The 26,320-nt window shown below is 37.0% G+C and carries 29 protein-coding genes; 6 read left to right on the forward strand and 23 right to left on the reverse strand.

The window, feature by feature from the left end:
- Positions 1 to 118 precede the first annotated feature (118 nt).
- Entirely contained in the window at positions 119 to 958 is an 840-nt protein-coding gene (proI, locus tag BM350_RS03680; RefSeq protein ID WP_090913981.1) for a pyrroline-5-carboxylate reductase ProI, read from the forward strand.
- A gap of 31 nt (positions 959 to 989) precedes the next feature.
- Here the strand turns inward: proI and sdaAA are convergent, their stop codons facing one another.
- From sdaAA to rnz, 3 genes are all read right to left on the reverse strand, one after another.
- Positions 990 to 1,868 (reverse strand): L-serine ammonia-lyase, iron-sulfur-dependent, subunit alpha, encoded by an 879-nt coding sequence (gene sdaAA / locus BM350_RS03685; protein WP_090913979.1) that lies wholly within the window; start codon positions 1,866 to 1,868, stop codon positions 990 to 992.
- Between the two features lie 18 nt (positions 1,869 to 1,886).
- Positions 1,887 to 2,546: an L-serine ammonia-lyase, iron-sulfur-dependent subunit beta gene (gene sdaAB / locus BM350_RS03690; RefSeq protein ID WP_090913977.1), complete on the reverse strand. Its 660-nt coding sequence runs from the start codon at positions 2,544 to 2,546 to the stop codon at positions 1,887 to 1,889.
- Positions 2,547 to 3,144: 598 nt separating this feature from the next.
- Entirely contained in the window at positions 3,145 to 4,068 is a 924-nt protein-coding gene (gene rnz, locus BM350_RS03695) for a ribonuclease Z (RefSeq protein WP_090913975.1), read from the reverse strand.
- A 189-nt stretch (positions 4,069 to 4,257) separates the two neighbouring features.
- Here rnz and BM350_RS03700 point away from each other — a divergent pair, with 189 nt between their 5' ends.
- Entirely contained in the window at positions 4,258 to 4,506 is a 249-nt protein-coding gene (locus BM350_RS03700; RefSeq protein WP_090913973.1) for a DUF3932 family protein, read from the forward strand.
- 237 nt (positions 4,507 to 4,743) lie between these two features.
- On the opposite strand, the gene BM350_RS03705 is transcribed toward BM350_RS03700, so the two are convergent.
- On the reverse strand, positions 4,744 to 5,517 hold the full coding sequence (locus BM350_RS03705) for an alpha/beta fold hydrolase (RefSeq protein WP_090913971.1): 774 nt from the start codon (positions 5,515 to 5,517) through the stop codon (positions 4,744 to 4,746).
- 304 nt (positions 5,518 to 5,821) lie between these two features.
- Here BM350_RS03705 and BM350_RS03710 point away from each other — a divergent pair, with 304 nt between their 5' ends.
- Complete coding sequence (locus tag BM350_RS03710) at positions 5,822 to 6,109, forward strand: hypothetical protein (protein ID WP_090913969.1); 288 nt, start codon at positions 5,822 to 5,824, stop codon at positions 6,107 to 6,109.
- 278 nt (positions 6,110 to 6,387) lie between these two features.
- Here BM350_RS03710 and BM350_RS03715 read toward each other — a convergent pair whose 3' ends face one another.
- Complete coding sequence (locus tag BM350_RS03715; protein WP_090913968.1) at positions 6,388 to 7,626, reverse strand: DNA polymerase IV; 1,239 nt, start codon at positions 7,624 to 7,626, stop codon at positions 6,388 to 6,390.
- 137 nt (positions 7,627 to 7,763) lie between these two features.
- Here BM350_RS03715 and BM350_RS27985 point away from each other — a divergent pair, with 137 nt between their 5' ends.
- Positions 7,764 to 7,964 (forward strand): hypothetical protein, encoded by a 201-nt coding sequence (locus tag BM350_RS27985; RefSeq protein WP_090913966.1) that lies wholly within the window; start codon positions 7,764 to 7,766, stop codon positions 7,962 to 7,964.
- A 25-nt stretch (positions 7,965 to 7,989) separates the two neighbouring features.
- Positions 7,990 to 8,910: an MBL fold metallo-hydrolase gene (locus BM350_RS03725; protein WP_090913964.1), complete on the forward strand. Its 921-nt coding sequence runs from the start codon at positions 7,990 to 7,992 to the stop codon at positions 8,908 to 8,910.
- Positions 8,911 to 9,192: 282 nt separating this feature from the next.
- Here the strand turns inward: BM350_RS03725 and BM350_RS03730 are convergent, their stop codons facing one another.
- Positions 9,193 to 10,311 (reverse strand): tripeptidase T, encoded by a 1,119-nt coding sequence (locus BM350_RS03730; protein ID WP_090913962.1) that lies wholly within the window; start codon positions 10,309 to 10,311, stop codon positions 9,193 to 9,195.
- A 406-nt stretch (positions 10,312 to 10,717) separates the two neighbouring features.
- Here BM350_RS03730 and prli42 point away from each other — a divergent pair, with 406 nt between their 5' ends.
- On the forward strand, positions 10,718 to 10,810 hold the full coding sequence (gene prli42 / locus BM350_RS26750) for a stressosome-associated protein Prli42 (RefSeq protein ID WP_090914459.1): 93 nt from the start codon (positions 10,718 to 10,720) through the stop codon (positions 10,808 to 10,810).
- Between the two features lie 26 nt (positions 10,811 to 10,836).
- Here prli42 and BM350_RS03740 read toward each other — a convergent pair whose 3' ends face one another.
- The 17 genes from BM350_RS03740 to yqiS all read right to left on the reverse strand — a co-directional run bounded on the left by BM350_RS03740 (position 10,837) and on the right by yqiS (position 26,208).
- A complete protein-coding gene (locus BM350_RS03740) occupies positions 10,837 to 11,076 on the reverse strand; it encodes a DUF3894 domain-containing protein (RefSeq protein ID WP_090913961.1) in 240 nt (79 codons plus the stop codon).
- 221 nt (positions 11,077 to 11,297) lie between these two features.
- Positions 11,298 to 11,885 carry a L,D-transpeptidase gene (locus BM350_RS03745; protein WP_090913959.1) on the reverse strand — a complete coding sequence of 196 codons (588 nt, stop codon included), beginning with the start codon at positions 11,883 to 11,885 and terminating at the stop codon, positions 11,298 to 11,300.
- A gap of 17 nt (positions 11,886 to 11,902) precedes the next feature.
- Entirely contained in the window at positions 11,903 to 12,871 is a 969-nt protein-coding gene (locus BM350_RS03750; RefSeq protein WP_090913957.1) for an aromatic acid exporter family protein, read from the reverse strand.
- Positions 12,872 to 12,974: 103 nt separating this feature from the next.
- Complete coding sequence (locus BM350_RS03755) at positions 12,975 to 13,697, reverse strand: amino acid ABC transporter ATP-binding protein (RefSeq protein ID WP_090913955.1); 723 nt, start codon at positions 13,695 to 13,697, stop codon at positions 12,975 to 12,977.
- Positions 13,690 to 14,349 carry an amino acid ABC transporter permease gene (locus BM350_RS03760; protein WP_090913953.1) on the reverse strand — a complete coding sequence of 220 codons (660 nt, stop codon included), beginning with the start codon at positions 14,347 to 14,349 and terminating at the stop codon, positions 13,690 to 13,692. The genes BM350_RS03755 and BM350_RS03760 overlap by 8 nt, the downstream gene beginning before the upstream one ends.
- 36 nt (positions 14,350 to 14,385) lie before the next feature.
- Positions 14,386 to 15,165, reverse strand: coding sequence for a transporter substrate-binding domain-containing protein (locus BM350_RS03765; protein ID WP_090913951.1), 780 nt, complete (start codon positions 15,163 to 15,165; stop codon positions 14,386 to 14,388).
- A 234-nt stretch (positions 15,166 to 15,399) separates the two neighbouring features.
- A complete protein-coding gene (locus BM350_RS03770; protein WP_139207623.1) occupies positions 15,400 to 15,813 on the reverse strand; it encodes a BrxA/BrxB family bacilliredoxin in 414 nt (137 codons plus the stop codon).
- A 152-nt stretch (positions 15,814 to 15,965) separates the two neighbouring features.
- On the reverse strand, positions 15,966 to 16,373 hold the full coding sequence (locus BM350_RS03775) for a YjdF family protein (protein WP_090913947.1): 408 nt from the start codon (positions 16,371 to 16,373) through the stop codon (positions 15,966 to 15,968).
- A 139-nt stretch (positions 16,374 to 16,512) separates the two neighbouring features.
- Complete coding sequence (locus tag BM350_RS03780; RefSeq protein ID WP_090913945.1) at positions 16,513 to 16,974, reverse strand: NUDIX hydrolase; 462 nt, start codon at positions 16,972 to 16,974, stop codon at positions 16,513 to 16,515.
- Positions 16,975 to 17,050: 76 nt separating this feature from the next.
- Positions 17,051 to 17,755 (reverse strand): DUF421 domain-containing protein, encoded by a 705-nt coding sequence (locus BM350_RS03785; RefSeq protein WP_139207610.1) that lies wholly within the window; start codon positions 17,753 to 17,755, stop codon positions 17,051 to 17,053.
- Between the two features lie 312 nt (positions 17,756 to 18,067).
- Positions 18,068 to 19,390: a dihydrolipoamide acetyltransferase family protein gene (locus tag BM350_RS03790; RefSeq protein ID WP_090913943.1), complete on the reverse strand. Its 1,323-nt coding sequence runs from the start codon at positions 19,388 to 19,390 to the stop codon at positions 18,068 to 18,070.
- A 15-nt stretch (positions 19,391 to 19,405) separates the two neighbouring features.
- Positions 19,406 to 20,389, reverse strand: a complete 984-nt coding sequence (gene bfmBAB, locus BM350_RS03795; RefSeq protein ID WP_090913942.1) for a 3-methyl-2-oxobutanoate dehydrogenase subunit beta — start codon at positions 20,387 to 20,389, stop codon at positions 19,406 to 19,408.
- A gap of 13 nt (positions 20,390 to 20,402) precedes the next feature.
- Positions 20,403 to 21,404: a 3-methyl-2-oxobutanoate dehydrogenase subunit alpha gene (gene bfmBAA / locus BM350_RS03800; protein ID WP_090913940.1), complete on the reverse strand. Its 1,002-nt coding sequence runs from the start codon at positions 21,402 to 21,404 to the stop codon at positions 20,403 to 20,405.
- Between the two features lie 81 nt (positions 21,405 to 21,485).
- The gene (gene lpdA / locus BM350_RS03805) at positions 21,486 to 22,907 is read right to left on the reverse strand and encodes a dihydrolipoyl dehydrogenase (RefSeq protein ID WP_090913939.1); all 1,422 of its coding nucleotides are present in this window, start codon (positions 22,905 to 22,907) and stop codon (positions 21,486 to 21,488) included.
- A gap of 5 nt (positions 22,908 to 22,912) precedes the next feature.
- Complete coding sequence (gene buk / locus BM350_RS03810) at positions 22,913 to 24,016, reverse strand: butyrate kinase (RefSeq protein ID WP_090913937.1); 1,104 nt, start codon at positions 24,014 to 24,016, stop codon at positions 22,913 to 22,915.
- An 87-nt stretch (positions 24,017 to 24,103) separates the two neighbouring features.
- Positions 24,104 to 25,204 (reverse strand): leucine dehydrogenase, encoded by a 1,101-nt coding sequence (locus BM350_RS03815; protein WP_090913935.1) that lies wholly within the window; start codon positions 25,202 to 25,204, stop codon positions 24,104 to 24,106.
- A gap of 104 nt (positions 25,205 to 25,308) precedes the next feature.
- Positions 25,309 to 26,208 (reverse strand): phosphate butyryltransferase, encoded by a 900-nt coding sequence (gene yqiS / locus BM350_RS03820; protein ID WP_090913933.1) that lies wholly within the window; start codon positions 26,206 to 26,208, stop codon positions 25,309 to 25,311.
- Between the last annotated feature and the right edge of the window lie 112 nt (positions 26,209 to 26,320).

The following is a 26,320-nucleotide window of genomic DNA, read 5'->3' on the forward strand; positions in this document are numbered from 1 at the left end:
TTACATCTAACATGAAAATTTGTCATTATTTTCAGATAAAAAGAAGGGATTTTCTACGAAGAGCCGAATGTATGTAAATTTAATAAGTTATTCTTATATACATAAAGGGGGACACATCATGTCATTACAAAAAATTGCTTTTGTCGGTGCAGGCTCAATTGCCGAAGCTACAATTGCTGGATTATTACAAGCCCAAGTTGTAAAAGGAGAACAGATTACTGTTAGTAATCACTCTAATAAAAGAAGACTACAAGAGTTGCATCACCGTTACGGTGTACATGGTACACATAATAAAAAAGAGCTGATCGCTAACGCTGACATTATATTTTTAGCAATGAAACCAAAAGATGTTGTAGAAGCTCTTACTCCATTACGAGATTACATTACGAAGAATAAATTAATTATTTCATTGCTAGCAGGCGTATCCACAACATCCATTGTCAATTTACTGAAAAAAAATGTTCCTATTATTAGGGCAATGCCAAATACATCATCAGCAATTTTAAAATCAGCTACTGCCATTTCTCCTTCTGTTCATGCAAAAGAAGAACATATCATGCTCGCAAAAACGCTTTTTGAAACAATTGGTCTTGTATCTGTTGTAGAAGAAAAGCATATGCATGCTGTCACCGCTTTATCAGGAAGCGGTCCAGCTTATATTTATTACGTTGTGGAAGCAATGGAAAACGCAGCAAAACAAATCGGCTTAGAGGAAGCTGTTGCAAAATCCCTTATTCTCCAAACAATGATTGGCGCCGCAGAGATGTTAAAAACAAATGAAAAGCACCCTTCTATATTAAGAAAAGAAATTACATCACCAGGAGGAACGACAGAAGCTGGCATTGAAGTGTTGAAAAGCTTTCAATTTCAAGAAGCACTTATTCAATGTATTACAGAAGCAACAAAACGTTCTCACGAGCTTGGTGAAACGTTGGAGAAGTTTGTAAATGAAAAATAAAAAAACCTTGCTGAGTAAGCAAGGTTTTTCCTTATTCGCTTTTCTTCCCAAAAATTTCTTCCTGTAGACGACGTCCTGTTGGCGTTGCTGCAAGACCGCCTTCTGCTGTTTCACGAAGCGCACTTGGCATCGTTTGTCCGATGCGATACATTGCTTCAATTACTTCATCACACGGAATGATACTCGTTACACCAGCTAATGATAAATCAGCTGCAATCATGGCATTTGATGCACCAGCTGCGTTACGTTTTACACATGGTACTTCTACAAGTCCTGCAACAGGATCACATACTAATCCAAGCATATTTTTAAGTGCAATACTCATTGCTGTTGCTGCCTGTTCTGGTGTACCTCCAGCCATTTCAACAGCAGCTGCAGCCGCCATTCCACTTGCTGAACCAACTTCCGCTTGACACCCACCAGCTGCCCCGGCAATGCAAGCGTTGTTCGCTACAACCATACCAAATGCACCCGCTGTAAATAGAAATTCAATCATCTCTTCACGCGTTGGGTTTAATTTTTCTTTTAATGCAAATAGCACACCTGGTACCGTTCCCGCTGAACCAGCTGTTGGCGTTGCACAAATAATCCCCATTGCAGCATTTACTTCATTCGTTGCGACAGCTTTACTTACTGCATCTAAAATTGTATCCCCAGACAAACCTTTTCCACTTTTCATATACGCCTGTACTTTCACTGCATCTCCACCAGTAAGTCCAGTCGGAGATTTCACACCTTGAATTCCGCGTTCAACTGCTTTTTCCATTACAACTAAGTTTTTTTCCATACCAGCGATTACTACTTCACGAGAAAGGTTTCTTGTTTCCATTTCACATTGAATCATAATCTCTGCAATTTTTACATTTTGCTCTTCTGCTTGTGCAACTAGTTCCGCTACATTCCGAAACATGTTGTGTCCCCCCTGCTATTAATCCATAATTGTTACTTGACAAACATTTTGCTGCGCTTTAATTTCATCAATGATTTCATCTGCTAACAACTCATCTGTTTCAATAACCATTAGCGCTTTTCTTCCTTTTTCCTTACGTGAAACACTCATCATACTAATATTAATTTCATGCTTTGCAAGAATAGATGTAACAGAAGCAATTGTTCCGAAACGATCATTATTTACAATTAGAAGCGCTGGACTTGTACCTGTTAATTGCAAGTCAAATCCATTGAGCTCTACAACTTCAATTTTCCCGCCGCCGATTGAACAAGCAACAACTTCAATTTCATCCTCATCTTTATACAAACGAATTTTCGCTGTATTTGGATGGATTGCTTGTGCTTCCTCTTCAATAAATGTGACGTCAATTCCGCGTTCCTGTGCAATTTCAAGTGCTTGAGGAATCCGAGGATCATCCGTTTCAAACCCTAATATTCCCCCCACAAGTGCTACATCAGTACCATGACCTCGATATGTTTTTGCGAACGAACCGTATAACGAAATGATAATTTTCTCAGGTTCATAGCGAAACAACTGACGAGCAACTTGCCCCATTCTTGCTGCACCTGCTGTATGCGAACTAGATGGTCCGATCATAACTGGGCCAATAATATCAAAAACTGAACGATACTTCATAACAGTACCCCCTAAATCTTCATTATGAAAAAGTTACTTACTAATAATCTATTAAGTTGCTGCTTTCTTTGCTTTTTTATATAAATACAAATTAAAAAATCGACATAAAAGTTCTCTTTCTTTTTAGACGGGCAAGAGCATCTTGGCCATGCATAGAAACGGTCAGGGCTTTTTTCTGCCACATGCAAGGTTGAAAACAAAAGGAGAAAGCAAGTAGCGGTCATGTTGTATTCTGCATAGCAGCAACTTATATGCTGGAAATTTAAAATGGATATGTATATTTGTACTAATAAATTTATAGAATCCATTTAATAAACTGATACACACCATCAGCTATCATAATATATAAGAGCTCTCTTGTCACTTTTTGATTTACTACATTTTTTTACAAAAATAAATAAAATATAAACTTATACTGTACAGATATAATGAACACGCTTTCATTATATCTCTTTTTTGGCAGAATTGAAGTTTTTTAATATTTCAAATTAAGGACATGCTTTTTCACATATGCTACTGTTAAAGTTTTTTCTCCGTTTTGCGAGAATAACAAAAAACAATGACAGATGTAGTGGATACCTCTGTCATTGTTTTTTCATTATCTTGATATGAGAAAATGTTTCAAATCCGCTGCAATTTCCGTATTTGGAAATACTCGCTTCGCTTCTTCAAGAAGTATTTTACATGCTTCCCCTTGATAGCGAGAACTAATATGAGTTAAAATCATTTGTTTTACATTTGCTTGCAACGCAATATTTGCCGCTTGTTCTGTTGTAGAATGATAATAATCGTGAGCCTGCTGTGAATCTTCTGCGCCGAACGTTGCTTCATGTACAAGTACATCAGCATCTTGTGCTAATTGAATACTCGCTTCGCAATAACGTGTATCTCCTAAAATTGTAATAATTCGGCCTTTTTGTGGTGGTCCGATGAAATCCTGCCCGCAAAGTACACGTCCATCCTCAAGTTCTACTGTTTCTCCATCTTTTAAACGCTTAAAGATTGGCCCTGGTTTAATTCCTTCTTCTAATAATTTATCTACAAGAAGATGCCCTGGAATATCTTTTTCGACAATGCGATAGCCAAAACATTCAATACCGTGTGATAATCGCTTCATTTCCACAAGAAATTGTTTATCTTCATATACAATACCTTCTTCGGTAATTTCGATAATCTCTAGTGGATATTTCACATGTGTTGTACTTACTGCCAATGCGACTTCAACAAACTGTTTAATTCCTTTTGGACCATATACAGTTAACGGCGTTGTCCCTCCTTGAAAAGAACGGCTTCCTAACAAACCTGGCAGTCCAAAAATATGATCCCCATGTAAATGAGTAATAAATATTTTCTCAATGCGACGCGGACGCACTGATGTATGTAAAATTTGATGCTGAGTTGCCTCACCGCAGTCAAATAGCCACGTTTCACCTCTCTCTTCCAATAATTGCAAAGCTATTGCTGATACGTTTCTTCCTTTTGCAGGAACGCCAGCTCCTGTTCCTAAAAACACAAATTCCACGTTGCATCCTCCAAGCATTTCATAATCTCTATCATTATCTTACGGAATATATACAAAAATGGCAAATCAACTTTGTACGAATCGCTCATATAGACAACTATATAAAACGAACGTTAACAACAAAAAAATCACATTCATTCGTGTTTTGTAGTAAAATAATATCATCATTTATAGAAGGTGGCTAAAACAATGAAAGAAGCATTTCGTTTACAAACTGACTTTTCTTCTTCTTTTGATCGTTGGGTAAGTTTATTTATTTCTGAAAAACCAGCAGAATTACAATGGTCTACGTTAAAAGAGTTAATTCATGAATATATAGCATTGCATACAGTTCAAACCGTACCAGAATACATCCCTTCTTCCATCACATATTATGCACAACGAATTTCTACTCCAACCAATACAGACATTGTAATTTACGAAATCCCTTCTATATAAAACATAAAAAAGGTATCGGCTTCCGATACCTTTTTATGTTGGGATAAACAAAACGCTTTGTTTAAACACAAAGTGAAGTACCTAAACAGGCACCATTTTTGAATTATAATGCATACAAATCACGGATCTATCATTTTGAAAAAATCCCTAAAAGTTAATCTATATATACAAGTTAAAAAACCTCCTGTCTTTTTAGGGGGTGACAAGAGCATATGAGTGATAAATACAAAATGCCTATCAATTGTCATGTATTGTCGCAAATTGCTTAATCATTTCATTTAAATCTCTCGCTGCTTTTGTAGGAATTTGATGCTTTACATTATTAATAAAATTTAATTTATTACATGGCAATTTTTCATACAATAGCTTCGCATAACCGTAAAATGGTTTATCTTCCTTACCATAAACTAACAAAACAGGAAGCTTAATCTTTCTAAGTTGATTTGTACAATTATAATACAAACTATAACGGTAATATTGTTCGATATTTTTCGCATTTCCTTTTCGCGCTTCTGTAAACATCTTTATGAATAATTTCTGTGTATTCGAATTGCTCCATGCAATGGACAACGCTAAAACATGAATAGCTCGTGCTTTTGCAAGTGTCATACCTAAAGAAATTTTATTCTTTAGATAGTTATCCTTTACCTCTGACATCCCTCCGATTAGAATACCCCCTAAGGACCTTTCGGCATAATTCAACAAAAATTCCAATGCAATCGAACTTCCAGTTGAATACCCGCATATGAATGCTCTCTTGATGTTCAAATGATCCAATAAACACCTAATATCTTCAACAATCAATGGATAAGTTAGCGATTGTTTTGAAGACTGACTTCTTCCGTGACCTCTAATATCAAAAGTAATAACTTGAAACTTTTGAGCTAACTCTTCTACTTGGTACTCAAAATTTACAGAAGTGAGAACAGGAGGATGAATAAAAACAATAGGAATCCCGTTTCCCTTTACAGTATAGTATAGACTGCTACCGTCCACACCCAACATTGGCATATATGTAATCACCTCATTGCCTTTTGTTTTTTAGACATTAGCTAAAAGTATAATGCCGTTTTTAACGTTATCCTTTCATTAGCAATTCTTTTATAATTTGTGAAGGCTCTTATGGGATGAAAATTTTACTATCGATTAATGCGTGATGAATATATTTTGCATATTTCAATAAAAAATATTTAAGAAAGAAGCAGAAAATATATTAACATAAGTTGCCATCATAAATTCCTATAAATATCGCAATATAAATCATGCGGAATGAGGCTAATTATCTATTCCTAAATTTTTCTACAAGGAGTCGAACATGAATATTCTAAATTGGTTCATATCATTATTCACTTTTGGAAGAGGAACTCAGCGAGTGTTTCAATTGTTTAGAAATAGACGAAATAATAGAAATTGGATTTGGATTTCTTTACTAAGTATAGGAACAATTTTTGGTTTAGCAGCAAGCCGAAACACCAATATGATGCGACCGTTTCAGCGGTTCTTTCGAGGCCTGCAAAATAGAACAGTTATGCCGATGAATTTAAATTTAACAAATATGGAAATTGCTAATGAAATAACTCCCAATAAGCAAAAAAAATACTAGTATAACTGATACTAATTAAACACGGTTAATAAATTTATTACGTTTCTTAAGAAGAACAATTATACTAAAAACCTCGCAGGAGATACCACATGCGAGGTTTTGTCTTATATAAATACATTTTAATTTTTCGACAGATAAGTCATGGTTATGCAAAATACAACATGACCTTCACTTGCTTCCTCCATTTGTTTTAAACCTCGCATGTGGCAGGAAAAGGCCCTGACCGCTTCTACGCACGGCCAGATGCTCTCGTCCTCCCCTAAAAGGAAAGGGGGCTTTCATGTGAATTTATTCTCTAATTTTTGTTGAAATGTTCTCTCTTGCTGCCGAAACAATTGACTACCGTGCTGAATAACCTTCGCTCCATATTTATTATTTAATTGCTCCATCACTGTCAAAAGCGGTTCTGCCTTCGCATCTTCTTCAAATGAAAATAAATCAAGCTGCTTAATTGCTTCTGTTTTCCATTCTAATTCACAAGCGGTTATTCCAAGTAATCGAACAGGGTCACCATCCCAATGTTTTTTCCATAGCCGTATTGTCGCCTGAAAAATGTCCGACCATTCCCAAATTGCATTTTCTAACATTTTACTGCGGGTAATCGTTCGGCGATTATAGTATTTAATCGTGATTTGAATATTATATGTAACAAGAGTACGTTTTTGTAATCTTCGGCTGACAGATTGAGACAAGCGCTCTAACGTACTTAACAACTCCTTCTCTTCATCAACATCTTTTGGCAGCGTTATAGAATTTCCGATCGTTTTATATTGCCCCATTTGACTTGGATCAACATCTCTATTATCGATACCGTTTGCACGTTTTTGTAAATCCAATCCATGATTTCCAATGACAGAACGAATAATAGGGGCTTTTCCAGTAGCTAAATCCCCAATCGTATGTATATGTACATCTTTTAATTTTTCTGCTGTTTTCTTTCCGATTCCATGCATTTTTTCAACTGGAAGCGGCCAAAGCAACTCTTGTATATCACGTTTACGAAGTACTGTAATACCTAGAGGCTTTTTCATATCAGAGGCTGTTTTAGCTAGAAATAAGTTCGGAGCAATCCCAATGCTGCATGGAAGCTGTAATTCTGTGAGTAGTGTTTGTTGAATCATTTGAGCAATTTCTAACGGTGACCCGAGCCCGTAGCAATCTGTAATATCTAAATACCCTTCATCGATTGAGACTGGTTGAATTTTTTCTGTAAATCGTGCCAGAATTTGAAACAACGTAAAAGAAGCCTCCCGATATAACTCAAAGTTTGGATGTTTTATAATGAGTTCCGGACATAACCGCTTTGCTTCCCAAACAGGCATTGTTGCACGAACTCCTTTCGCTCTTGCTTCATAACTACAAGTTACAATAATGCCTTTTCGTTCTTTCACATTACCAGCTATCGCTAATGGTTTTCCTTGCAGCGATGCATCATGGGCAATTTCAACCGATGCATAAAAACAATTCATATCAACATGCAAAATGACACGACCATTTTTCGGATACATTTCACGCATCTTTCTCACCACCAAAGGAACGTTTGTTCTTATTTTATCAAAAACATTGTAAAAAAATCAATATTTGAAAGGATGGAATCGTTACTATATAGAAGTATGCCTACATACGAAATCTAAGGGGGAGGTAAAAAGAAGAAATGACTACACATCTAAAACCACTTTATCTAATTTTACTAGTTATTTTCTTTTTGTTGCTCATCTATTTCCTACTTCCAATCATAGGCATTGATGCTTATGGGCTTCTTTCGTCTCTACTGTCATTTTCGACTTTGTACATTCTTCCATGGATTTTTCTGTACTGGTTTATTCGCCTTGTGAAGGCAGTAGAATCAAAATAGCTAACACTTTTAAGGAGAGAAGAAAATGAATGAAACATTTGATAGCAAACATTTTAGACTCGAAAAAATTCGTAACGGGATATATGCAGCAATTGCAAAAGAAGGTGGCGGTGCTGCAGCAAATGCTGGTTTTATTGATTTAGGGGATACAACTATTGTTTTTGATACATTTAATACACAACAAGCTTCTGAAGATTTAAAATATGCAGCAGAAACGATAACAAATAAGCCCGTTACGTGGGTAATAAATAGTCATTGGCACGGAGACCACATTCGGGGGAACCAAACGTTTAAGGAAAGTACCATTATTTCAAGTCAAATGACATACGACAAAATGAAAACTGCTCATCCATCACGAATCAATAAACAAAAAAATGATATTCATGGTCTAAAAAATTATATTCAATCTTTACAGGATCAATTAACGCAAACTTATGATATGAACTTAGAACATCAAATTAATTTTTTAAGTGAACTAGAAATCTCATTACCTACACTAGAGTTAGTACTACCACAACAAACATTTATAGATGAAGTCATCTTCCATGGAACGAAGCGCAGTGCAAAGCTTTTCACATTAGGCGACGGACATTCTCATTGCGATGCTATGCTGTATATTCCAGAAGATAAAGTAATATTCATGGGTGATTTATTATTTGTTGATTGCCATCCTACATTTTTTGAAGAATCAAATCCGCAAAATTGGATTCATATTTTAAAAGAGGTTGAAAGAATGGATATTGATATAGCCATACCAGGTCATGGCTCGGTAGGTACAAAGATTAATTTCTTACAAGTAATCGATTATATACATAACTTAACTGCAATTGCACAAAAAAACAACGAGATTGAAACGATTCCATTACCTAACGACTACAAAAATTGGCCTTCCCCGCAAATCTATCATCAAAATGTAAAAACACTAAAAGAACTATTGCATTGTTAAGCTATACGAATCCATTTTAATTTTTCGACGTAAAAGTCGCTGCTATGGAGAAAAAATTGACCTGTACTCGTTTTCTCTCTTTGTTTTAGCTCTTTCCCGCGACAGGAAAAGGCCCTGACCGCTACTATGCATGGCCAGATGCTCTTGCCCATCTAAAAAGAAAAGGGTTTGTATATATCGTTTTTTCAACTTATGTTTATATAGTTGAAAAACATTTACGTAAAGTAATAAGAAAACGCATGGGTCATTTACCCATGCGTTTCAACTTGGCCAATTTTTTGATTACTTCGCTACTTCCTCAATAATCGCAACAACCATCTCTGCTGTTTTCACTAATTCTTCAACAGGAATTTTTTCGTTTGTTGTATGAATTTCTTCATAACCAACTGCTAAGTTTACTGTTGGAATACCGTGACCCGCAATTACGTTTGCATCGCTACCGCCACCGCTTTGGTGAAGAGATGGTGTACGACCGATTTTTTCAGCAGCACGTTTCGCAACTTCTACAACATGATCGCCATCAGCAAATTTAAATCCTGGGTACATTACTTTTACTTCTACTTCTGCTTCTCCGCCCATTTCTTTAGCTGTAGATTCAAATGCTTCTTTCATTTTACGAACTTGCTCTTGCATTTTTTCGTCTACTAAAGAACGTGCTTCAGCAAAGATTTCTACATAGTCACAAACGATATTTGTTTGTGTACCACCTTCAAAACGACCGATATTCGCAGTTGTTTCAGAATCAATGCGGCCAAGTGGCATTTTTGCAATGGATTTTGCTGCAATTGTAATTGCAGATACACCTTTTTCTGGTGCTACACCAGCGTGAGCTGTTTTACCGCGAATAATTGCATTTACTTTCGCTTGCGTTGGTGCTGCAACAACGATTTCCCCAACTTTTCCATCGCTGTCTAATGCATAACCATATTTTGCTGTAATGCGTTCACGATCTAATGCTTTTGCACCAACAAGACCAGATTCTTCACCAACTGTAATGATGAATTCTATTTTTCCGTGCGCAATGTTTTTCTCTTTTAACACTCGAATTGCTTCAAACATAGATGCAAGCCCAGCTTTATCATCAGCACCTAAAATTGTTGTACCGTCAGATACGATATAACCATCTTGAATAGAAGGCTTAATTCCTTTACCAGGAACAACTGTATCCATATGAGAAGTAAAGTAGATTGTATCTACTCCTTCTTTTGTTGCTGGTAATGTACAAACTAAGTTACCAGCACCGTGACCAGTCTCACCCATTGTATCATCTTCAAATACTTCAACGCCTAAAGAAGAGAATTTTTCTTTTAACACTTTGCAAATCTCAGCTTCGTATTTTGTTTCAGAGTCTACTTGCACAAGTTCCATAAATTCATTCACTAAACGTTCTTGATTAATCATGAGAATGCGCCTCCTGTTATGTATGTAACAATGACTATTATAACAGAATTCTGGAAAAGTTTCGAAGGAGAAGATATATAAAGTAAAATTTTACTTAGTTGAAGCTTTTCCTTGCTAATTATACAATTCAAACTTTACAGGTTAAGCCCTGTGTATAAAAACTCTTTTTAAGTTGGCGAGAGCACCTGGCCATGCATAGAAGCGGTCAGAGCCTTTTTCTGCCACGTACGAGGGTGAAAACGAAAGAAGGAAACAAGTGCAGGTCATGATTACTACATAGCAACGACTTATATGTTGAAAAATGAAAATAGATTTATGCAGAAAATGTCTCTTAATAGACCCTTGTACCAAATTTCGTTTGTATATACAATAGGATTGAGGAGATTCGCAAGGAGGATCGATCATGATGAGTAAAAAAATGCAAAAAATTATGGTTTATGTCATGTTAATTTCCATGCTTGTCACAACATTACTTACTGGCATAAGTATGTTTTGGTAAAAAAAAGGGGGGATATTCTCCCCTTTTTATGTTGCCATAATAATAAGTCCTGTAATACTAAATGCAATTCCCATTCCAAGCGAAAGAACAAAGTTTGCATATTGCTGCTCATAAAAAGCACTTAATGCAAAAGTAAAATTAAGAAGAGAAATAGAAAAGACAGATAATGAAAATGGACATATATTAAAAGTTGCCAATATGAAAGTAATAATTGCAAGAGCACCAATTAAGAACTGAATGTATGGTAGTCTATTATTCGTATACATAACAGCAACTCCTTTTCACATAACCTTTATTTATACTGTATTCACGAGCAGTACTAGTTCTCCTGATGGAAGTTTCACTTTATCCCGCTATTCGCCGGCAGTAAGACTTCAGAGAGAAGCAAGGAAGAAACTGCCCGTAAAAGCCCGATTGGACGGGCTAACCATCAGTGGGGGGATGAAGCTCCCCCCACTGATGGAAGTTTCACTTTATGTTATCATCATTAACGCATGTTATATGTAAACATGTCAAGACAAGATATAATATGACAAAAAGCCAACATATACTGTTGGCTTTCTTCGTAAGCAATTGCACCCTTTTCTTTCGCAAGTTGCTCAAATGATTTTTTTGATTTCACAATCCATACTTTTGTTCCAATGGGAATACGATCGTACAAATACTCTACATCTTTTTTGTGCATTCGAATGCACCCTTGCGAAATGTACTTGCCAATGGAGCTTGGCTGATTTGTTCCGTGTATCCCATATTTACTACCATCTGTACCTCGGGCATTAAAACCTATCCATCTTGAACCGAGCGGATTTGCCGGTGAACCACCTGGAATATTCTTCGCAATATAATACGGATTTTTCGCCTTCATCACAACATCAAATGTACCTTCTGGCGTTAAATCATTCGTTTTACCTGTTGCAACTGGAAATGTATTTTGTATCTTTCCATCATGAATATATGCAAGTCGGTTCGTTTGTTTATTAACGATAATAAGCGGATCGCCAACACGCGGATTATCACCGAGCGGCCAAAGAGGCGATAGGGAAATAAATAAAATGAATGAAAGAAGATATGGCATAACTCATTCCGTCCTTCTTATATTAATTCTTTGATGTTATATTTCCCTATAAATCGACTTTTAATGAGTAAAAATTGCTCTATTTCATAGACGAGCTGAACGAGCTTAGCACGCGTTTCAAATTCTTCTCGTGTTTCTGGAAGCGGCATTTCTCGAAAGATTTCTCGCATCTCTTGAAGCTGTCTTAATGATATAACCCCTGTACTTTTGGGGCGAATTGCATTCCCGACATTTTCAATTACATCCGCCACCATACCCGCTTGTTCATATGACCAAGATAACGAAGCAACTAGTGGCATAACTCTTTCTAAAATTCCATACTGTTGCTGGCGCATTTGAAAATAACGATAGTAATAATCATCTTCACGCATAAACCGATTTTCCAGCTTTATAAAAGATACTTCTTTTGCCCTCTCAAGTAATGTTTCCGTTTCAATTAGCTCTTTTCCATTCCACACACTATCACGGTTTCTTAAATAGGCAGCCATTTCAAATAGAATCGTCTTAAAATTAGATTCTACTTTTTGTTGATACTCTTTTAACTCGCTTTCAACGCTCGGCATGTACAAATTAATTAGCAAAGCAACACTAATTCCAACCGTTAAAATCGCAATCTCATTTCCAACAATGGGCCATGTAATTTTTTGCAGTGAATATAAATGAAAAACAATAACAGAGCTTGTAACAATCCCCTCTTGAATCTTAAGCATAACCGCACTAGGAATAAACAGAAGTAATAAAACCCCAATTGCTAACGGTGTATATCCTATTGATTCAAAAATAAAAAATGCAAATACCATAGAAAGTAAACAAGCTAAAAAGCGATGAATAGATACTTCTAATGATTTTCTTTTTGTATTTTGTACACATAAAATGACAAGAATGCCGGCTGAGCTATAAAACTCCAAATGAAGTAATTGAGCAATCCACACAGCCAAGGCAGTTCCAGCTGCTGTTTTCACTGTTCGATATCCAATTTTAAACATGTTAACGCTCCTATTATGTAAGAACTACTTTCAACTTAAGTATAAAGAAAAGGATGATACAATGTCATCCTTTTTCCCTTATTATTCACGTAACGTTTACATGTTACAACATTTTTTGCAAAAACTCTTGAGCACGTTTGCTTTCCGGCGCTGTAAAAAATTGCTCTGGCTTCGCGTCTTCTACAAGTTTTCCACCATCTAAAAAGAGAACACGATCGGCTACTTCTTTTGCAAAACCCATTTCGTGCGTAACGATTGCCATCGTCATTCCTGTCGTTGCAAGAGATTTCATAACCTCTAATACTTCTTTCACCATCTCTGGATCCAGCGCTGAAGTCGGTTCATCAAATAGCATAACGTCCGGTTCCATTGCTAATGCTCTTGCAATTGCAACACGCTGTTTTTGTCCACCAGAAAGGCGATTTGGATAAGCATCCTTTTTCTCAAGTAATCCCACTTTTTCTAATAATTCTTCAGCTTTTTTTACCGCATCTTCCTTCGTAGTACCTTTTACAGTAAGAGGAGCATACGTAATATTTTCTAACACTGTCATATGAGGAAATAAGTGAAAATGTTGAAACACCATTCCAACATGCTGACGAACTTCCATAATGTTTGTATTAGGATTCGTTACCTCCTGATCACCAATACAAATTTGTCCGCTCGTTGGTTCTTCTAGTAAATTCATGCAACGTAAAAATGTTGATTTCCCTGAACCAGATGGCCCAATAATTGCTACGACTTCGCCTTGTCCAATTGTTGTTGTAATACCTTTTAATACTTCGTTATTTCCAAATGATTTGTGAAGGTCTTTAATTTTAATCACTTTTCTTCATTCTCCCTTCAACTGCTTTCCCAACGAATGTAAGAATCATAACAAGAATGTAATAAATCATCCCGACAAACAATAGCGGTTCAAAATAAGACAATGTCTCGCCGCCAACAATATACGCACGGCGCATTAAATCTGTTGCACCGATTACAGTAACTACCGCGGACTCTTTCGTTAATGTAACAAATTCGTTTACTAATGCAGGTAATATATTTTTTAATGCTTGCGGTAAAATAATATTTCGCATCATTTTTCCATATGGAATACCAAGTGCCATTGCCGCTTCTGTTTGTCCTTTATCAACTGCTTGAATTCCAGCACGAATCACTTCTGACATGTATGCGCCTGAATTTAAGCTAAATGCTAACACAGCTGCTAAAAATGCTGAAATATCATATCCTGTAATTTGCGGAAGACCGTAATAAATAAGCATTAATTGTAGTACAAGCGGTGTACCGCGGAAAAGAGATGTATAAAAATCAGCAATTATACTTAAAACTTTTATTCTAGCAATTTTACAAAGCGCTAATAACGTCCCTAGCGCAAAACCAAGTAAAGAAGCGACAGCTACAATCTTTAATGTTACTTCTAAACCTTTTAATATATATGGTATTGAAGGCGTTATTTGCGAAAAATCCAAGTTCATCCTAAGTCAGTCCTCCCTAGAATATGGAAAGGCGGCTTATTTCTCGCCGCCAAACCATTTCTTCACTAATTTATCCATTTCTCCATTTTCTTTCATTTTCTTAATTACTTTATTAAACTCCGCTGTCTTATCACTATTTTTCGGAAGCGCAATTGCTGAACCAGCTTCATCTGCAGCTTCTGGAATTTCCACACTCTTTAACTCTTTATTTTTTTCTAAATATCCTTTTGCTACTGTATCTTCTAAAATAATTGCATCAAAACGCCCTGCTTGAATTTCTTGAATTAGTTCTGGTACACGATCACGTCCTTCAGATTGGAACGATACTTGTTTTTGTAAATCTTTCGCCTTTTCTTCTTGGATAGATCCTGTTTGTACTCCTACTTTTTTTCTTTGTAGATCTTGCAATGTTGTAATATTTGAACCTTCTTTAGAAATGATTACATTTTTAGCGACAAAATAAATATCTGTAAAATCTGCATTTTTCTTACGCTCTGCTGTCGGTGTCATTCCAGCCATGATAAAGTCAACTTTCCCAGCCTCTAATGATGCTAACAATCCACCAAAATCCATATCTTTAATTTTAACTTTGTAACCTAATTCTTTACTAATATAGTTCATAACATCGATATCAAAACCGATAATGTCTTCACTCTTCTTTGCATCTACATATTCATACGGTTTGTAATCTGCAGACGTTCCCATAACTAACACTTTCTTTTTATTATCACTTCCTGCATTTCCACCCTTACTACAAGCAGTGAATATACTCATGATTAAAATAAGTGCAACTGAAATTGATAAAAACTTCTTCATTACTTTCCCTCCTAGTTAATGTATATTTATATGTTTTATAGAATTTTTATTCGATGAATGTATTGTAACAACAAATTTATTTTTATGCAATAAATAAAATAAAAATAAATTAATTTTCTTTTTATAGCGTAAATAAACCGGTATATACTGTATAATTCAATGCATAAACAACTTGAATTATGTATAAAAAAAGAACCGTTAAGATCACATTCTTAACGGTTCTAAAAACGTATATTACATTTCATCACAATGTTCTTCAAAGTACGATTGTAATTTAGCAATAACTTGCATTGGCTCATGGCCTTCAATCTCATGACGCTCAACCATCGTTACAATCTTTCCATCTTTCAATAGTGCAAACGATGGCGAAGATGGTGGATATCCTTCAAAATATTCACGAGCACGTGCTGTTGCCTCTTTATCTTGACCTGCAAACACAGTAACAAGATGATCTGGACGTTTATCATAATGAATAGAATGAGCTGCTGCTGGACGAGCAATTCCCCCTGCACAGCCGCATACAGAGTTTACCATTACAAGTGTTGTACCTTTCTTTTGCAATGCTTCCTCTACAGCTTCTGGCGTTGTTAATTCTGCATAACCAGCTGCTACGATTTCTTCGCGCGCTTGACGAACAACGTCATTCATAAAAAAGTTGAAGTTAATCAAAGCTTTCCCTCCTCACATATCTCTATCTGTATCTTACCAATAACCATTTCGAAAATACAAGTAAACTTACTTTCTTTGTAGCCATGATTCACTAAAAAACGTCTTCAAGACCTTGCTCGAAGACGTTTTTCTTAATGACCACGATGCTTCTGTTTCGCTTTTTGCACTTTTAAGGCACGTTTTTTCCGTTTTTCTATTTCTCGTATTTCTTTCGATTGCACTTGCTTCTCTCTTTTATGCACTTCATACGATAACTGAATAGCTTCTTGTGCTTTCGTAAATTTTGAAGTTTTTAATTCCCTTGCTGCTTGCCGAATCATGCGTTTTACATTTTTCGGACGCTTTTGCTGTTTCATCTCTACTCCGCATTTAGCAAAGCGATTAAAATACGGTAACAACGTATCATTTACAAACAAAAGCACTTCTTCATCAGACGGTTCAGTACCAAAAATATGCCGTACTGCATACAACTTCCCATTTTCTTCTCGTTCAATCATTCCTACAAAATACTGACCGTCATGATATACTGTCAATTTCACTGACAGCCCCTCCCTTACAAACTTATTCAGAAATGCTGGACATCCCGGAGGGGAAGGTTACTGACATAAAAAAATTATGCGTCTGGACTACCAACCAGAACTGTGTTTTCGCATCTCTATCACCATTATATTACAATTTTCACTTATTTTGTATCATTTCTGTATATACTTCAATCATTCTTTTATGCGATCCTACAATATACTCTGGCAATTCTGTAATCGAAAAAAACTTTAATTGTATTGCTTCATCCTTGTTTACAGTAGGTTCTCCTTCATAATCATGCGTATAATATGCAGTCGTTACTGCTTGAAACTCGTCACCGTTTGCTAGTTTCACAAAATGTTTTGCACCTGAGAACACATTAATGAGCTGCAAATTCTTCACATGAATACCGGTCTCTTCATACACTTCACGGTATGCAGTTTCTTCTGGTGATTCTCGCAGCTCCATTAATCCACCAGGAAGTCCCCATTTTCCATGCGGTTCTTGTCTTTGTTGTAATAACACTTCCTCATTTTTATTCAATACAAGAACAACTGAACCGACTAAAATTAACGGACGATGACCAACTACTTTTCGTAATTCCTCCACATATCCCATTTTCACAAACCTTTCTTTTTATTTCCTTGTCCACACCATTGTATCATATGTATAAAATGGAAAAATGATCATTATTTTACTTTTTAAGCAAAATATTTATTTGCCCCTTTTCATCTACTGTTGCTAATTGAATGGATTGAATCGGTACTTTCTGCTTTAACTCGTCTTTTACCCACTCTTCTGTTTTTTCTAATAAAGAGAGAACATCCTTTTGGATATTCCCGTTCTTTATTAAGATAAATGTAATAGGTGATTGTTCAGCGTATATTTTCATATCTTTTCGAGAAACTTTTTCATATGCTGCGTACTGAAATACAGAAACGACTCCACTCGCTTCCCATAAGGCTAGTTTGACTGTTTGAATATCCGTAATACCTTGCAATCGCAGCTCAGAAAATACATACTCTACTGTAATCCGCGCTTTCTTTAAATTATTAAACTGAACGGAACCATTATGTATAAGAATAATGGGTGCAGGCTCTAAAAATCGTCTCCACCGATCCCACTTTAATGTCAAAATAGAACTTACTATATGAAGTACGACAAGAATAAACGATGTAATCATAGAACCAAAAAGACCTATTTTTTCATCAGACAATGCATTCGATAAATTTCCCTCTAATAATAGCACGAGAATAAGATCTAAAAAACGAAGCTGAGCAATAGAGCGTTGTCCCATCGCTTTTGCCACAATAATTAAAAACATATATGCCAATATAGCACGGAGCATCCACTCGAAACTCGAAAGATGCTTCGCTCCTTCAAATATGTGCATATGCATAATAGATGGCACCCCTTACTAAAAGTCATCCTTTTAGTTTGCGTTTATCTATATTGTCTATGTAAAAAAACTGTACCTCAGTATATAAAAGGGGGAAAAAGACATATATAAAACTCTTTTTTAGATGGGCAAGTGCATCTGGCCATGCATAGAAGCAGTCATGGCTTATTTCTGCCACGTCCAAAGTAGAAAACAAAGGGAGAATGCGAGTTCAGAGCATGATGTATTCTGCATGCAGCGACTTATATGGCGAAAAATTAAAGTGGATTTGTGTACATAAAAAAGCCCGCCGATTAGCGAGCTTTTTTATTATTAATATACAGAAGTATTATCTGCAGATGTGTTTTCAAGAATTTCTTTTACGCGTCCTAAGAACTTACCGCAAATGAATCCGTCTAATACGCGGTGGTCAAGAGATAGGCATAGGTTAACCATATCACGTGCACCGAACATACCGTTATCCATAATTACTGGACGTTTTACGATAGATTCTACTTGTAAAATTGCTGCTTGTGGATAGTTAATAATACCCATAGATTGAACAGAACCAAATGATCCTGTGTTATTAATCGTAAATGTTCCACCTTGCATTTCGTCAGCTTTTAATGATTTCGTACGTACTTTCGTTGCAAGCTCAGTAATTTCACGAGCAATACCTTTAATTGTTTTTTCATCAGCATGTTTAATAACTGGAACGAATAATTCATCGTCAGTTGCAACTGCGATAGAAAGGTTAATATCTTTCTTCTGAACAATTTTATCGCCAGCCCACATAGAATTAATTTGTGGGTATTCTTTTAAAGCCTGTGCAACAGCTTTTACGAAGAATGCAAAGAATGTTAAATTAAAGCCTTCACGCTTTTTAAATTCACCTTTAATTGAATTACGGTATGAAACAAGATCTGTTACATCCACTTCAATCATCATCCAAGCATGTGGTGCTTCATGTTTACTGCGCAGCATGTTTGCAGCAATTGCTTTACGTACACCAGTCACTGGGATTTCAATATCTCCAGGCATTGTTGGTACAGATACCGGTTTTGCCGCTTCTGCTTTAGGAGCTGCTGGTGCTGGCGCAGCTTTTGGTGCAGCTGGAGCTGCTGGTGCAATTGGTGCAGCTTCTTTCTTCGCACCTGCTTGTGGAATATTTCCAGATTCAACTAATGTTAAAATATCTTTGCGTGTAATACGACCATTTGCTCCCGTGCCTACTACTGCATCTAAGTCAATATTATGTTCACCTGCAAGTTTTAATACAGCTGGCGAAAAACGCGGTTTACCATCAGTTGGTTGCTTTACTTTCGGTGCCGGTGCGGATAGCGGTGCAACTGCCTCTGCTTTTGGCGCCTCTTCAGTTTTCTCTTCTACAGCTGTTGCGGCTACTTCATTTGCTCCCTCAACTTGAATCATACAAATTACTTCACCGACAGCTAATGTATCACCTTCGCCAGCGATTAATTCTGTAACAACCCCGCTAAAAGAGGAAGGTACTTCTGCGTTTACTTTATCTGTCATTACCTCTGCAAGCGGATCATATTTATTTACGTGATCACCAACAGAAACAAGCCATTTACTAATTGTACCTTCTGTTACACTCTCCCCAAGCTGAGGCATTGTAATTTTTTCTACAGCCATGTATAGTCCCCCCGATTAAAATTCCGCAAGTTCGCGCATTGCTTTTTCAACTTTATCTGGATTCACCATAAAGAATTTTTCCATTGTTGGTGCATATGGCATTGCTGGAACGTCTGGACCTGCAAGACGAGCAATTGGTGCATCAAGATCAAATAAGCAATTTTCAGCGATAATTGCCGCTACTTCACTCATAATGCTTCCTTCTTTATTATCTTCCGTTACAAGAAGAACTTTACCTGTTTTTGAAGCCGCTTCAATAATTGCTTCCTTATCTAATGGATATACAGTACGTAAATCAAGAACGTGAGCAGAAATGCCATCTTGTGCTAATTTTTCAGCAGCTTGAAGAGCAAAGTGAACACATAATCCATATGTGATAACAGTAATGTCATCACCTTCACGTTTTACGTCTGCTTTTCCAATTGGTAATACATAATCATCTTCCGGCACTTCACCTTTAATTAAGCGATATGCACGTTTATGTTCAAAGAACAATACTGGATCTTCATCACGAATTGCTGCTTTTAATAAACCTTTTGCATCATATGGTGTAGAAGGAATTACAATTTTTAAACCAGGTTGGTTTGCAAACAGCGCTTCTACAGATTGAGAATGATACAATGCACCGTGAACACCGCCGCCAAATGGTGCACGAATTGTTACCGGGCAAGTCCAATCATTGTTAGAGCGGTAACGAATTTTTGCTGCTTCGGAAACAATTTGGTTAACCGCTGGCATAATGAAGTCAGCAAATTGCATTTCTGCAATTGGGCGCATTCCATACATTGCTGCACCGATTGCTACCCCAGCAATTGCAGATTCTGCAAGCGGTGTATCAAGCGAGCGCATTTCACCAAATTGATCATATAATCCATTTGTCGCTTTAAATACGCCGCCTTTTTTACCAACGTCTTCTCCTAATACAAATACTTTTTCATCGCGTTCCATTTCCTCGCGCATTGCTAATGTAATCGCGTCAATATAAGACATTACAGCCATGAAACGTTCCCCCTTATTCCGCGTATACGTGCTTTAATGCAGACTCTGGATCTGCATACGGAGCATTTTCTGCATATTCTGTTGCTTCGTTTACGATATGCATTACGTCATCTAACATTTGTTTTTCAGATTCCTCTGTTAAAATGCCTACTTCTTGTAAGTAATTTGCAAATGTATAGATTGGATCTTTTTTCTTTGCTTCTTCTACTTCTTCTCGGTCACGGTAAACACGATCATCGTCATCACTAGAGTGTGCTGTTAAACGATAAGATACCGTTTCAATTAATGTTGGACCTTCACCACGGCGTCCGCGATCTGCTGCTTCTTTTACAGCTTTATATACTTCAAGCGGGTCATTTCCGTCTACTGTATATCCTGGCATACCATAACCAATTGCACGGTCAGATACATTTTTACATGCTAATTGTTTTTCAACAGGGATAGAGATTGCATATTTATTATTTTCACACATGAAAATAACAGGTAATTTGTGTACCCCAGCAAAGTTTGCACCCTCATGGAAATCACCTTGGTTGGAAGAACCTTCACCAAATGTAACAAATGTTACTAAGTCTTTTCCTTCCATCTTTCCTGCTAGCGCAATACCTACTGCATGTGGTACTTGTGTTGTAACTGGTGAAGAACCTGTTACGATGCGATTTTTCTTTTGTCCAAAGTGTCCAGGCATTTGACGTCCGCCAGAGTTTGGATCTTCTGCTTTTGCAAATCCGGATAACATAAGCTCTCTCGCTGTCATACCAAACGCTAACACGACACCCATATCACGATAATACGGCAATGCGTAGTCTTTTTCACGATCAAGTGCAAATGCTGCTCCTACCTGTGCAGCTTCTTGTCCTTGACAAGAAATTACAAACGGAATTTTCCCTGCACGGTTTAATAACCACATACGCTCGTCAATTTTACGTGCGAGTAACATCGTGCGATACATTTCTAATACTTGCTCGTCGCTTAACCCAAGCTCTTCATGGCGTTTTGCTTTTACTTCAGCCATTTTAACACCCTCCTAAATCCTTTTTACCCCGCTCTATTATAAAGCAAGAACGATACACTATCCATTTCTAATGGTTCACTTTTACCCGTGTAACGCTTTTCCATCAACTGCTAACGCAGCTTCACCAATCGCTTCTGATAATGATGGATGTGGATGAATTGTATGTGCAACTTCCCAAGGCGTTGCATCTAATACTCTTGCAAGACCTGCTTCTGAGATCATATCTGTTACGTGTGGTCCAATCATATGAACACCAAGAATATCATTTGTTTCTTCATCAACAACAAGTTTTACAAAACCATCAGATTCTCCATATACAAGCGCTTTACCGATTGCACGGAATGAGAATTTACCTACTTTTAATTTATAACCTTTTTCTTTCGCTTCTTGCTCTGTTAAACCGACAGAAGCAACTTCTGGGCTGCTATATACACATTTAGACACCATAGAGTAATCAATTGGCATTGGTTCTTTTCTAGCAATGTGTTCAACCGCTACAATTCCTTCGTGAGAAGCAACATGCGCAAGCTGCAGGCCACCAATTACATCGCCAATCGCATAAATGTGCGATTCTTTCGTTTGATAATATTCATTTGTTTGAATATAACCTTTTTCAACAACGATATCTGTATTTTCTAAGCCGATATTTTGTGTGTTTGCTTGTCTTCCAACAGATACAAGCATTTTTTCAGCTTTAAACTCTTTATTTTCACCATTCAATTCAGCTTGAATCGTTACACCGTTATCTTTTACTAAAGTTTCTGGTAACACTTTTGCACCAGTTACAACTTTAATGCCTTTTTTCTTAAGTAAACGTTGCATTTCCTTAGAAACATCTTGATCTTCAAGCGGTAAAACGTGTTTTGCATATTCAAGTACAGTTACTTCCACGCCAAAATCAGCAAGCATAGATGCCCACTCAATACCAATTACGCCGCCACCAACAATAATGATAGATTCAGGAAGCGTTTCCATTTTTAGGGCGTGATCAGATGACATGACATATTCACCATCAAGTTCAAGTCCTGGTAAAGAATTTGGACGTGATCCTGTTGCGACGATTACATTTTTCGGAATAAGCATTTCATTCTCTTCTCCGCTCGTCAATTCAACAGAAATCGTACCTGGCATCGGTGAGAAAATAGATGGGCCAAGAATACGACCAATTCCCTCGTATACATCGATCTTTCCTTGCTTCATTAAATGCTGAACACCTTTATGAAGTTGGCTAACGATTTTTTCTTTACGTTCTTGTACTTTTGCAAAATTTAATTCTACATTGCTCGTTACAACGCCGAATTCTTCACCTTTTTTCGCAGTTGCAAAAACTTCAGCACTGCGAAGTAACGCTTTACTAGGAATACATCCTTTGTGTAAGCAAGTACCACCTAGGTTCTCTTTTTCAACAAGCGCTGTTTTTAATCCTAATTGTGATGCACGAATAGCAGCGACATATCCGCCTGTACCACCGCCAACGATGACTAAATCGTATTCTTTTGCCATATCACTCAACCCCTAGCTACTGTTTCTTTTTCCCTTACAGCATACTCTTTTGCAGTTTCTTCATCACGAAGTACACGAAGTGCACCTTCTGCTAATGCTTGTAATTCATCTTCACCTGGATGTACAATAACATCTGCAATCCAATGAACACGTTCTTTAATTTCATCAACGAGAATTTTACTATATGCAAGACCGCCCGTTAAAACAATGGCATCTACTTTACCATGAAGAACTGCACTTGCTCCGCCGATCTCTTTTGCAACTTGATATGCCATCGCTGTATAAACAAGCGTTGCTTCCGGATCGCCTTGTTCTACCATTTTTTCTACTTTAATTGCATCATTTGTACCAAGTAAGCTTACTAAGCCTCCTTGTCCAACAATTTTTTTCATCATTTCATCACGGTAATAGTCACCAGAGAAACACATTTCTACAAGCTGGCCTACCGGAACCGTTCCTGCACGCTCTGGGCTAAATGGTCCTTCTCCATTTAAACCGTTATTTACATCAATAACTTTTCCTTTTTTATGAGCACCAACTGAAATACCGCCGCCCATATGTGCAATTAATAAATTTAAATCTTCATATTTACGATCAAGTTCTTTTGCAACTTTACGAGCTACTGCTTTTTGGTTTAGCGCATGAAAAATACTTCTTCGCTCCATGCCAGCTATCCCGCTAATACGAGCAATATCTTCCATTTCATCTACAACTACTGGATCAACAATAAACGCTGGAATGTTAAGTCCAGAAGCAATTTCATATGCTAAAATTCCGCCTAGATTAGAAGCATGATGACCACTATAACCATTCTTCAAATCTTCTAGCATTGCTTCGTTTACCGTATACGTACCGCCTTCAATCGGACGAAGTAGTCCCCCGCGACCACATACAGCATTTAACTTAGAAATATTAATGCCATGAGAATGAAGCACCTCTAAAATAGTTTGTTTACGAAATTCATATTGATCAATAATACGCTTATATTTCCCAATCTGTTCTTCGTCATGACGAATTGTTTCTTCTAAAACAGGTCTTTCATTATCAAAAACACCAATCTTCGTAGATGTGCTACCAGGATTAATGACAAGAATTCGATTCACGGACAAGACTGCTCCCTCCACCATTTATTTAGAAAGACAGTAGCAACTGCTGAATGAAGCTGCTACTGCTTTCGCATTTATTTTTTCTATGAATTAGCGACGGCTTAAAATGTTATGGCCGTTACTTAAAAATGTGCTACGTGTATTTTTTAAGCTTGCGATGCGCTCTTCAGCAAGACGATCCGCTGCTACATATGTTGGCACACCATCACGTTTTGAAATTGAGATTACTTTTTCAATTGTGTCATAAATTGCTTCTACACGTTTTAATGCACGCTCTCTATTGTATCCGTATAACTCGTCCGCTACGTTAATTACGCCGCCCGCATTAATAACATAGTCTGGTGCATATACGATACCCATTTCATGAACGATATCACCGTGACGATCTTCTTTTAGTTGGTTATTTGCAGAACCAGCAATTACTTTTGCTTTTAATTGTGGAATTGTTTCGTCGTTTACTGTTGCTCCTAGTGCACATGGTGCATAAATGTCACATTCTACACCGTAAATTTCATTTGGCTCAACAGCAGTTGCACCAAACTCTTCTACAGCACGTTGTACAGCTTCTTTATTAATATCTGTAACGATTAATTTTGCACCTTCTGCATGTAGGTGTTTGCATAGGTGATAAGCTACATTCCCTACACCTTGAACAGCAATTACTTTACCTTCTAAGCTATCTGTACCGAACGCTTCTTTTGCAGCTGCTTTCATACCAACGTATACGCCGTAAGCAGTTACTGGAGATGGGTTACCAGAAGAACCGAATGAAGGTGAAATACCTGTTACGAAATCTGTTTCTTCATGAATAATATCCATATCATCTACAGTTGTACCAACATCTTCAGCTGTAATGTAACGACCATTTAATCCTTGAATGTAACGTCCTAACGCGCGGAACATTGCTTCGCTCTTATCTTTGCGTGGATCGCCGATAATAACTGTTTTTGCACCACCTAAGTTTAAACCAGCTGCTGCGTTTTTATATGTCATACCTTTTGCAAGACGAAGAGCATCTTCAATTGCAGCTTCTTCAGAATCGTATGTCCACATTCTTGTTCCGCCAAGAGCTGGTCCAAGAGTTGTGTCATGAATTGCAATGATTGCTTTTAATCCTGATTCTTTATCTTGACAGAACACTACTTGCTCGTAATCGTAAGTTTCTAAGTATTTGAAGATTTCTAATGTCATTTTAATTTCCCCCTTGATATGTTTACCATTTTCAATTTTAGTCCGTTATATCGGACGCATTTCCTTAATCATGAATGAAAATAAAACATGCATTGCAAGAAAGTTTATTTAGAAGCAGTCGCAACTGCCAATGCTAATGAATACACTTTTGTTTCTGCTGAATCAGCACGAGATGTTAACACAATCGGTGCTTTTGCTCCAGCGATAATCGCTCCTACTTTTGCATCCGCAAAATATACAAGCGATTTATATAATACATTTCCAGCTTCAATTGTTGGGACGAGTAAAATATCTGCTTTACCAGCGACATCGCTTTGAATTCCTTTATGCTCTGCTGCAATTTGTGAAACAGCATTATCTAAAGCAAGTGGTCCGTCAATGATACAATCTTTAATTTGACCCCGGCGATTCATTTGCGTTAACATTGCTGCATCAATCGTTGCTTGCATTGCAGGATTTACAACTTCCACAGCAGCAATCGGAGCTACTTTCGGTACTTCTATTCCTATTGCCCGGGCAACTTCAACTGCATTTTGTGTAATCGCTGCTTTTTGCTGTACGTCTGGAGCGATATTCATCGCTGCATCTGTTACGATGATAAAGCGATCGTAATTCGGTACTTCAAAAGCTGCAACGTGTGATAACACACCGCCTTTACGAAGACCCCACTCTTTATTTAATACTGCTTTTAAAATGTTAGCTGTTGGAATATTGCCCTTCATAAGTACATCCGCTTCTCCGCCTCTTACAGCTTTTACCGCCAATTCAGCAGCTTCTGCACTAGATATAGTAGAAATTACTTCAATATGTTCTGAAGGCGTTAATCCATGCTCTTGTAACATACTCACAATTGTTTCTTGATTTCCATATAGACGAAATTGAGCTAACTGTAATTGTACAGCCTTTGTTACGGCCTCAATTACTTCATGATCTTCAGCTACTGCGACAGCAACTGTTTTTTTCGGTTGCTTTGCTGCTTGATCAATTAAAGTTTGTAACTTCATATTTTGTAATCAACCCTTCCTCGTCGTCCCTCGCTTATATATTAAAGCAAATACCGTGCCAACTTTTTAATTTTGTTCAAATATTTTTGAAAACGCATTCAAATCGTAGAAA

The organism is Bacillus sp. 103mf (assembly GCF_900116295.1).
GTDB lineage: Bacteria > Bacillota > Bacilli > Bacillales > Bacillaceae_G > Bacillus_A > Bacillus_A bruguierae.

Coding starts and splice junctions, on each gene's coding strand:
- proI (WP_090913981.1), top strand. CDS start 119: ATGTCATTACAAAAAATTGCTTTTGTCGGTGCAGGCTCAATTGCCGAA.
- sdaAA (WP_090913979.1), bottom strand. CDS start 1,868: ATGTTTCGGAATGTAGCGGAACTAGTTGCACAAGCAGAAGAGCAAAAT.
- sdaAB (WP_090913977.1), bottom strand. CDS start 2,546: ATGAAGTATCGTTCAGTTTTTGATATTATTGGCCCAGTTATGATCGGA.
- BM350_RS03700 (WP_090913973.1), top strand. CDS start 4,258: ATGAAAGAAGCATTTCGTTTACAAACTGACTTTTCTTCTTCTTTTGAT.
- BM350_RS03705 (WP_090913971.1), bottom strand. CDS start 5,517: ATGCCAATGTTGGGTGTGGACGGTAGCAGTCTATACTATACTGTAAAG.
- BM350_RS03710 (WP_090913969.1), top strand. CDS start 5,822: ATGAATATTCTAAATTGGTTCATATCATTATTCACTTTTGGAAGAGGA.
- BM350_RS03715 (WP_090913968.1), bottom strand. CDS start 7,626: ATGCGTGAAATGTATCCGAAAAATGGTCGTGTCATTTTGCATGTTGAT.
- BM350_RS27985 (WP_090913966.1), top strand. CDS start 7,764: ATGACTACACATCTAAAACCACTTTATCTAATTTTACTAGTTATTTTC.
- BM350_RS03725 (WP_090913964.1), top strand. CDS start 7,990: ATGAATGAAACATTTGATAGCAAACATTTTAGACTCGAAAAAATTCGT.
- BM350_RS03730 (WP_090913962.1), bottom strand. CDS start 10,311: ATGATTAATCAAGAACGTTTAGTGAATGAATTTATGGAACTTGTGCAA.
- prli42 (WP_090914459.1), top strand. CDS start 10,718: ATGAGTAAAAAAATGCAAAAAATTATGGTTTATGTCATGTTAATTTCC.
- BM350_RS03740 (WP_090913961.1), bottom strand. CDS start 11,076: ATGTATACGAATAATAGACTACCATACATTCAGTTCTTAATTGGTGCT.
- BM350_RS03745 (WP_090913959.1), bottom strand. CDS start 11,885: ATGCCATATCTTCTTTCATTCATTTTATTTATTTCCCTATCGCCTCTT.
- BM350_RS03750 (WP_090913957.1), bottom strand. CDS start 12,871: ATGTTTAAAATTGGATATCGAACAGTGAAAACAGCAGCTGGAACTGCC.
- BM350_RS03760 (WP_090913953.1), bottom strand. CDS start 14,349: ATGAACTTGGATTTTTCGCAAATAACGCCTTCAATACCATATATATTA.
- BM350_RS03765 (WP_090913951.1), bottom strand. CDS start 15,165: ATGAAGAAGTTTTTATCAATTTCAGTTGCACTTATTTTAATCATGAGT.
- BM350_RS03770 (WP_139207623.1), bottom strand. CDS start 15,813: ATGAATGACGTTGTTCGTCAAGCGCGCGAAGAAATCGTAGCAGCTGGT.
- BM350_RS03780 (WP_090913945.1), bottom strand. CDS start 16,974: ATGGGATATGTGGAGGAATTACGAAAAGTAGTTGGTCATCGTCCGTTA.
- BM350_RS03785 (WP_139207610.1), bottom strand. CDS start 17,755: ATGCATATGCACATATTTGAAGGAGCGAAGCATCTTTCGAGTTTCGAG.
- BM350_RS03790 (WP_090913943.1), bottom strand. CDS start 19,390: ATGGCTGTAGAAAAAATTACAATGCCTCAGCTTGGGGAGAGTGTAACA.
- bfmBAB (WP_090913942.1), bottom strand. CDS start 20,389: ATGGCTGTAATGTCTTATATTGACGCGATTACATTAGCAATGCGCGAG.
- bfmBAA (WP_090913940.1), bottom strand. CDS start 21,404: ATGGCTGAAGTAAAAGCAAAACGCCATGAAGAGCTTGGGTTAAGCGAC.
- lpdA (WP_090913939.1), bottom strand. CDS start 22,907: ATGGCAAAAGAATACGATTTAGTCATCGTTGGCGGTGGTACAGGCGGA.
- BM350_RS03815 (WP_090913935.1), bottom strand. CDS start 25,204: ATGACATTAGAAATCTTCAAATACTTAGAAACTTACGATTACGAGCAA.
- yqiS (WP_090913933.1), bottom strand. CDS start 26,208: ATGAAGTTACAAACTTTAATTGATCAAGCAGCAAAGCAACCGAAAAAA.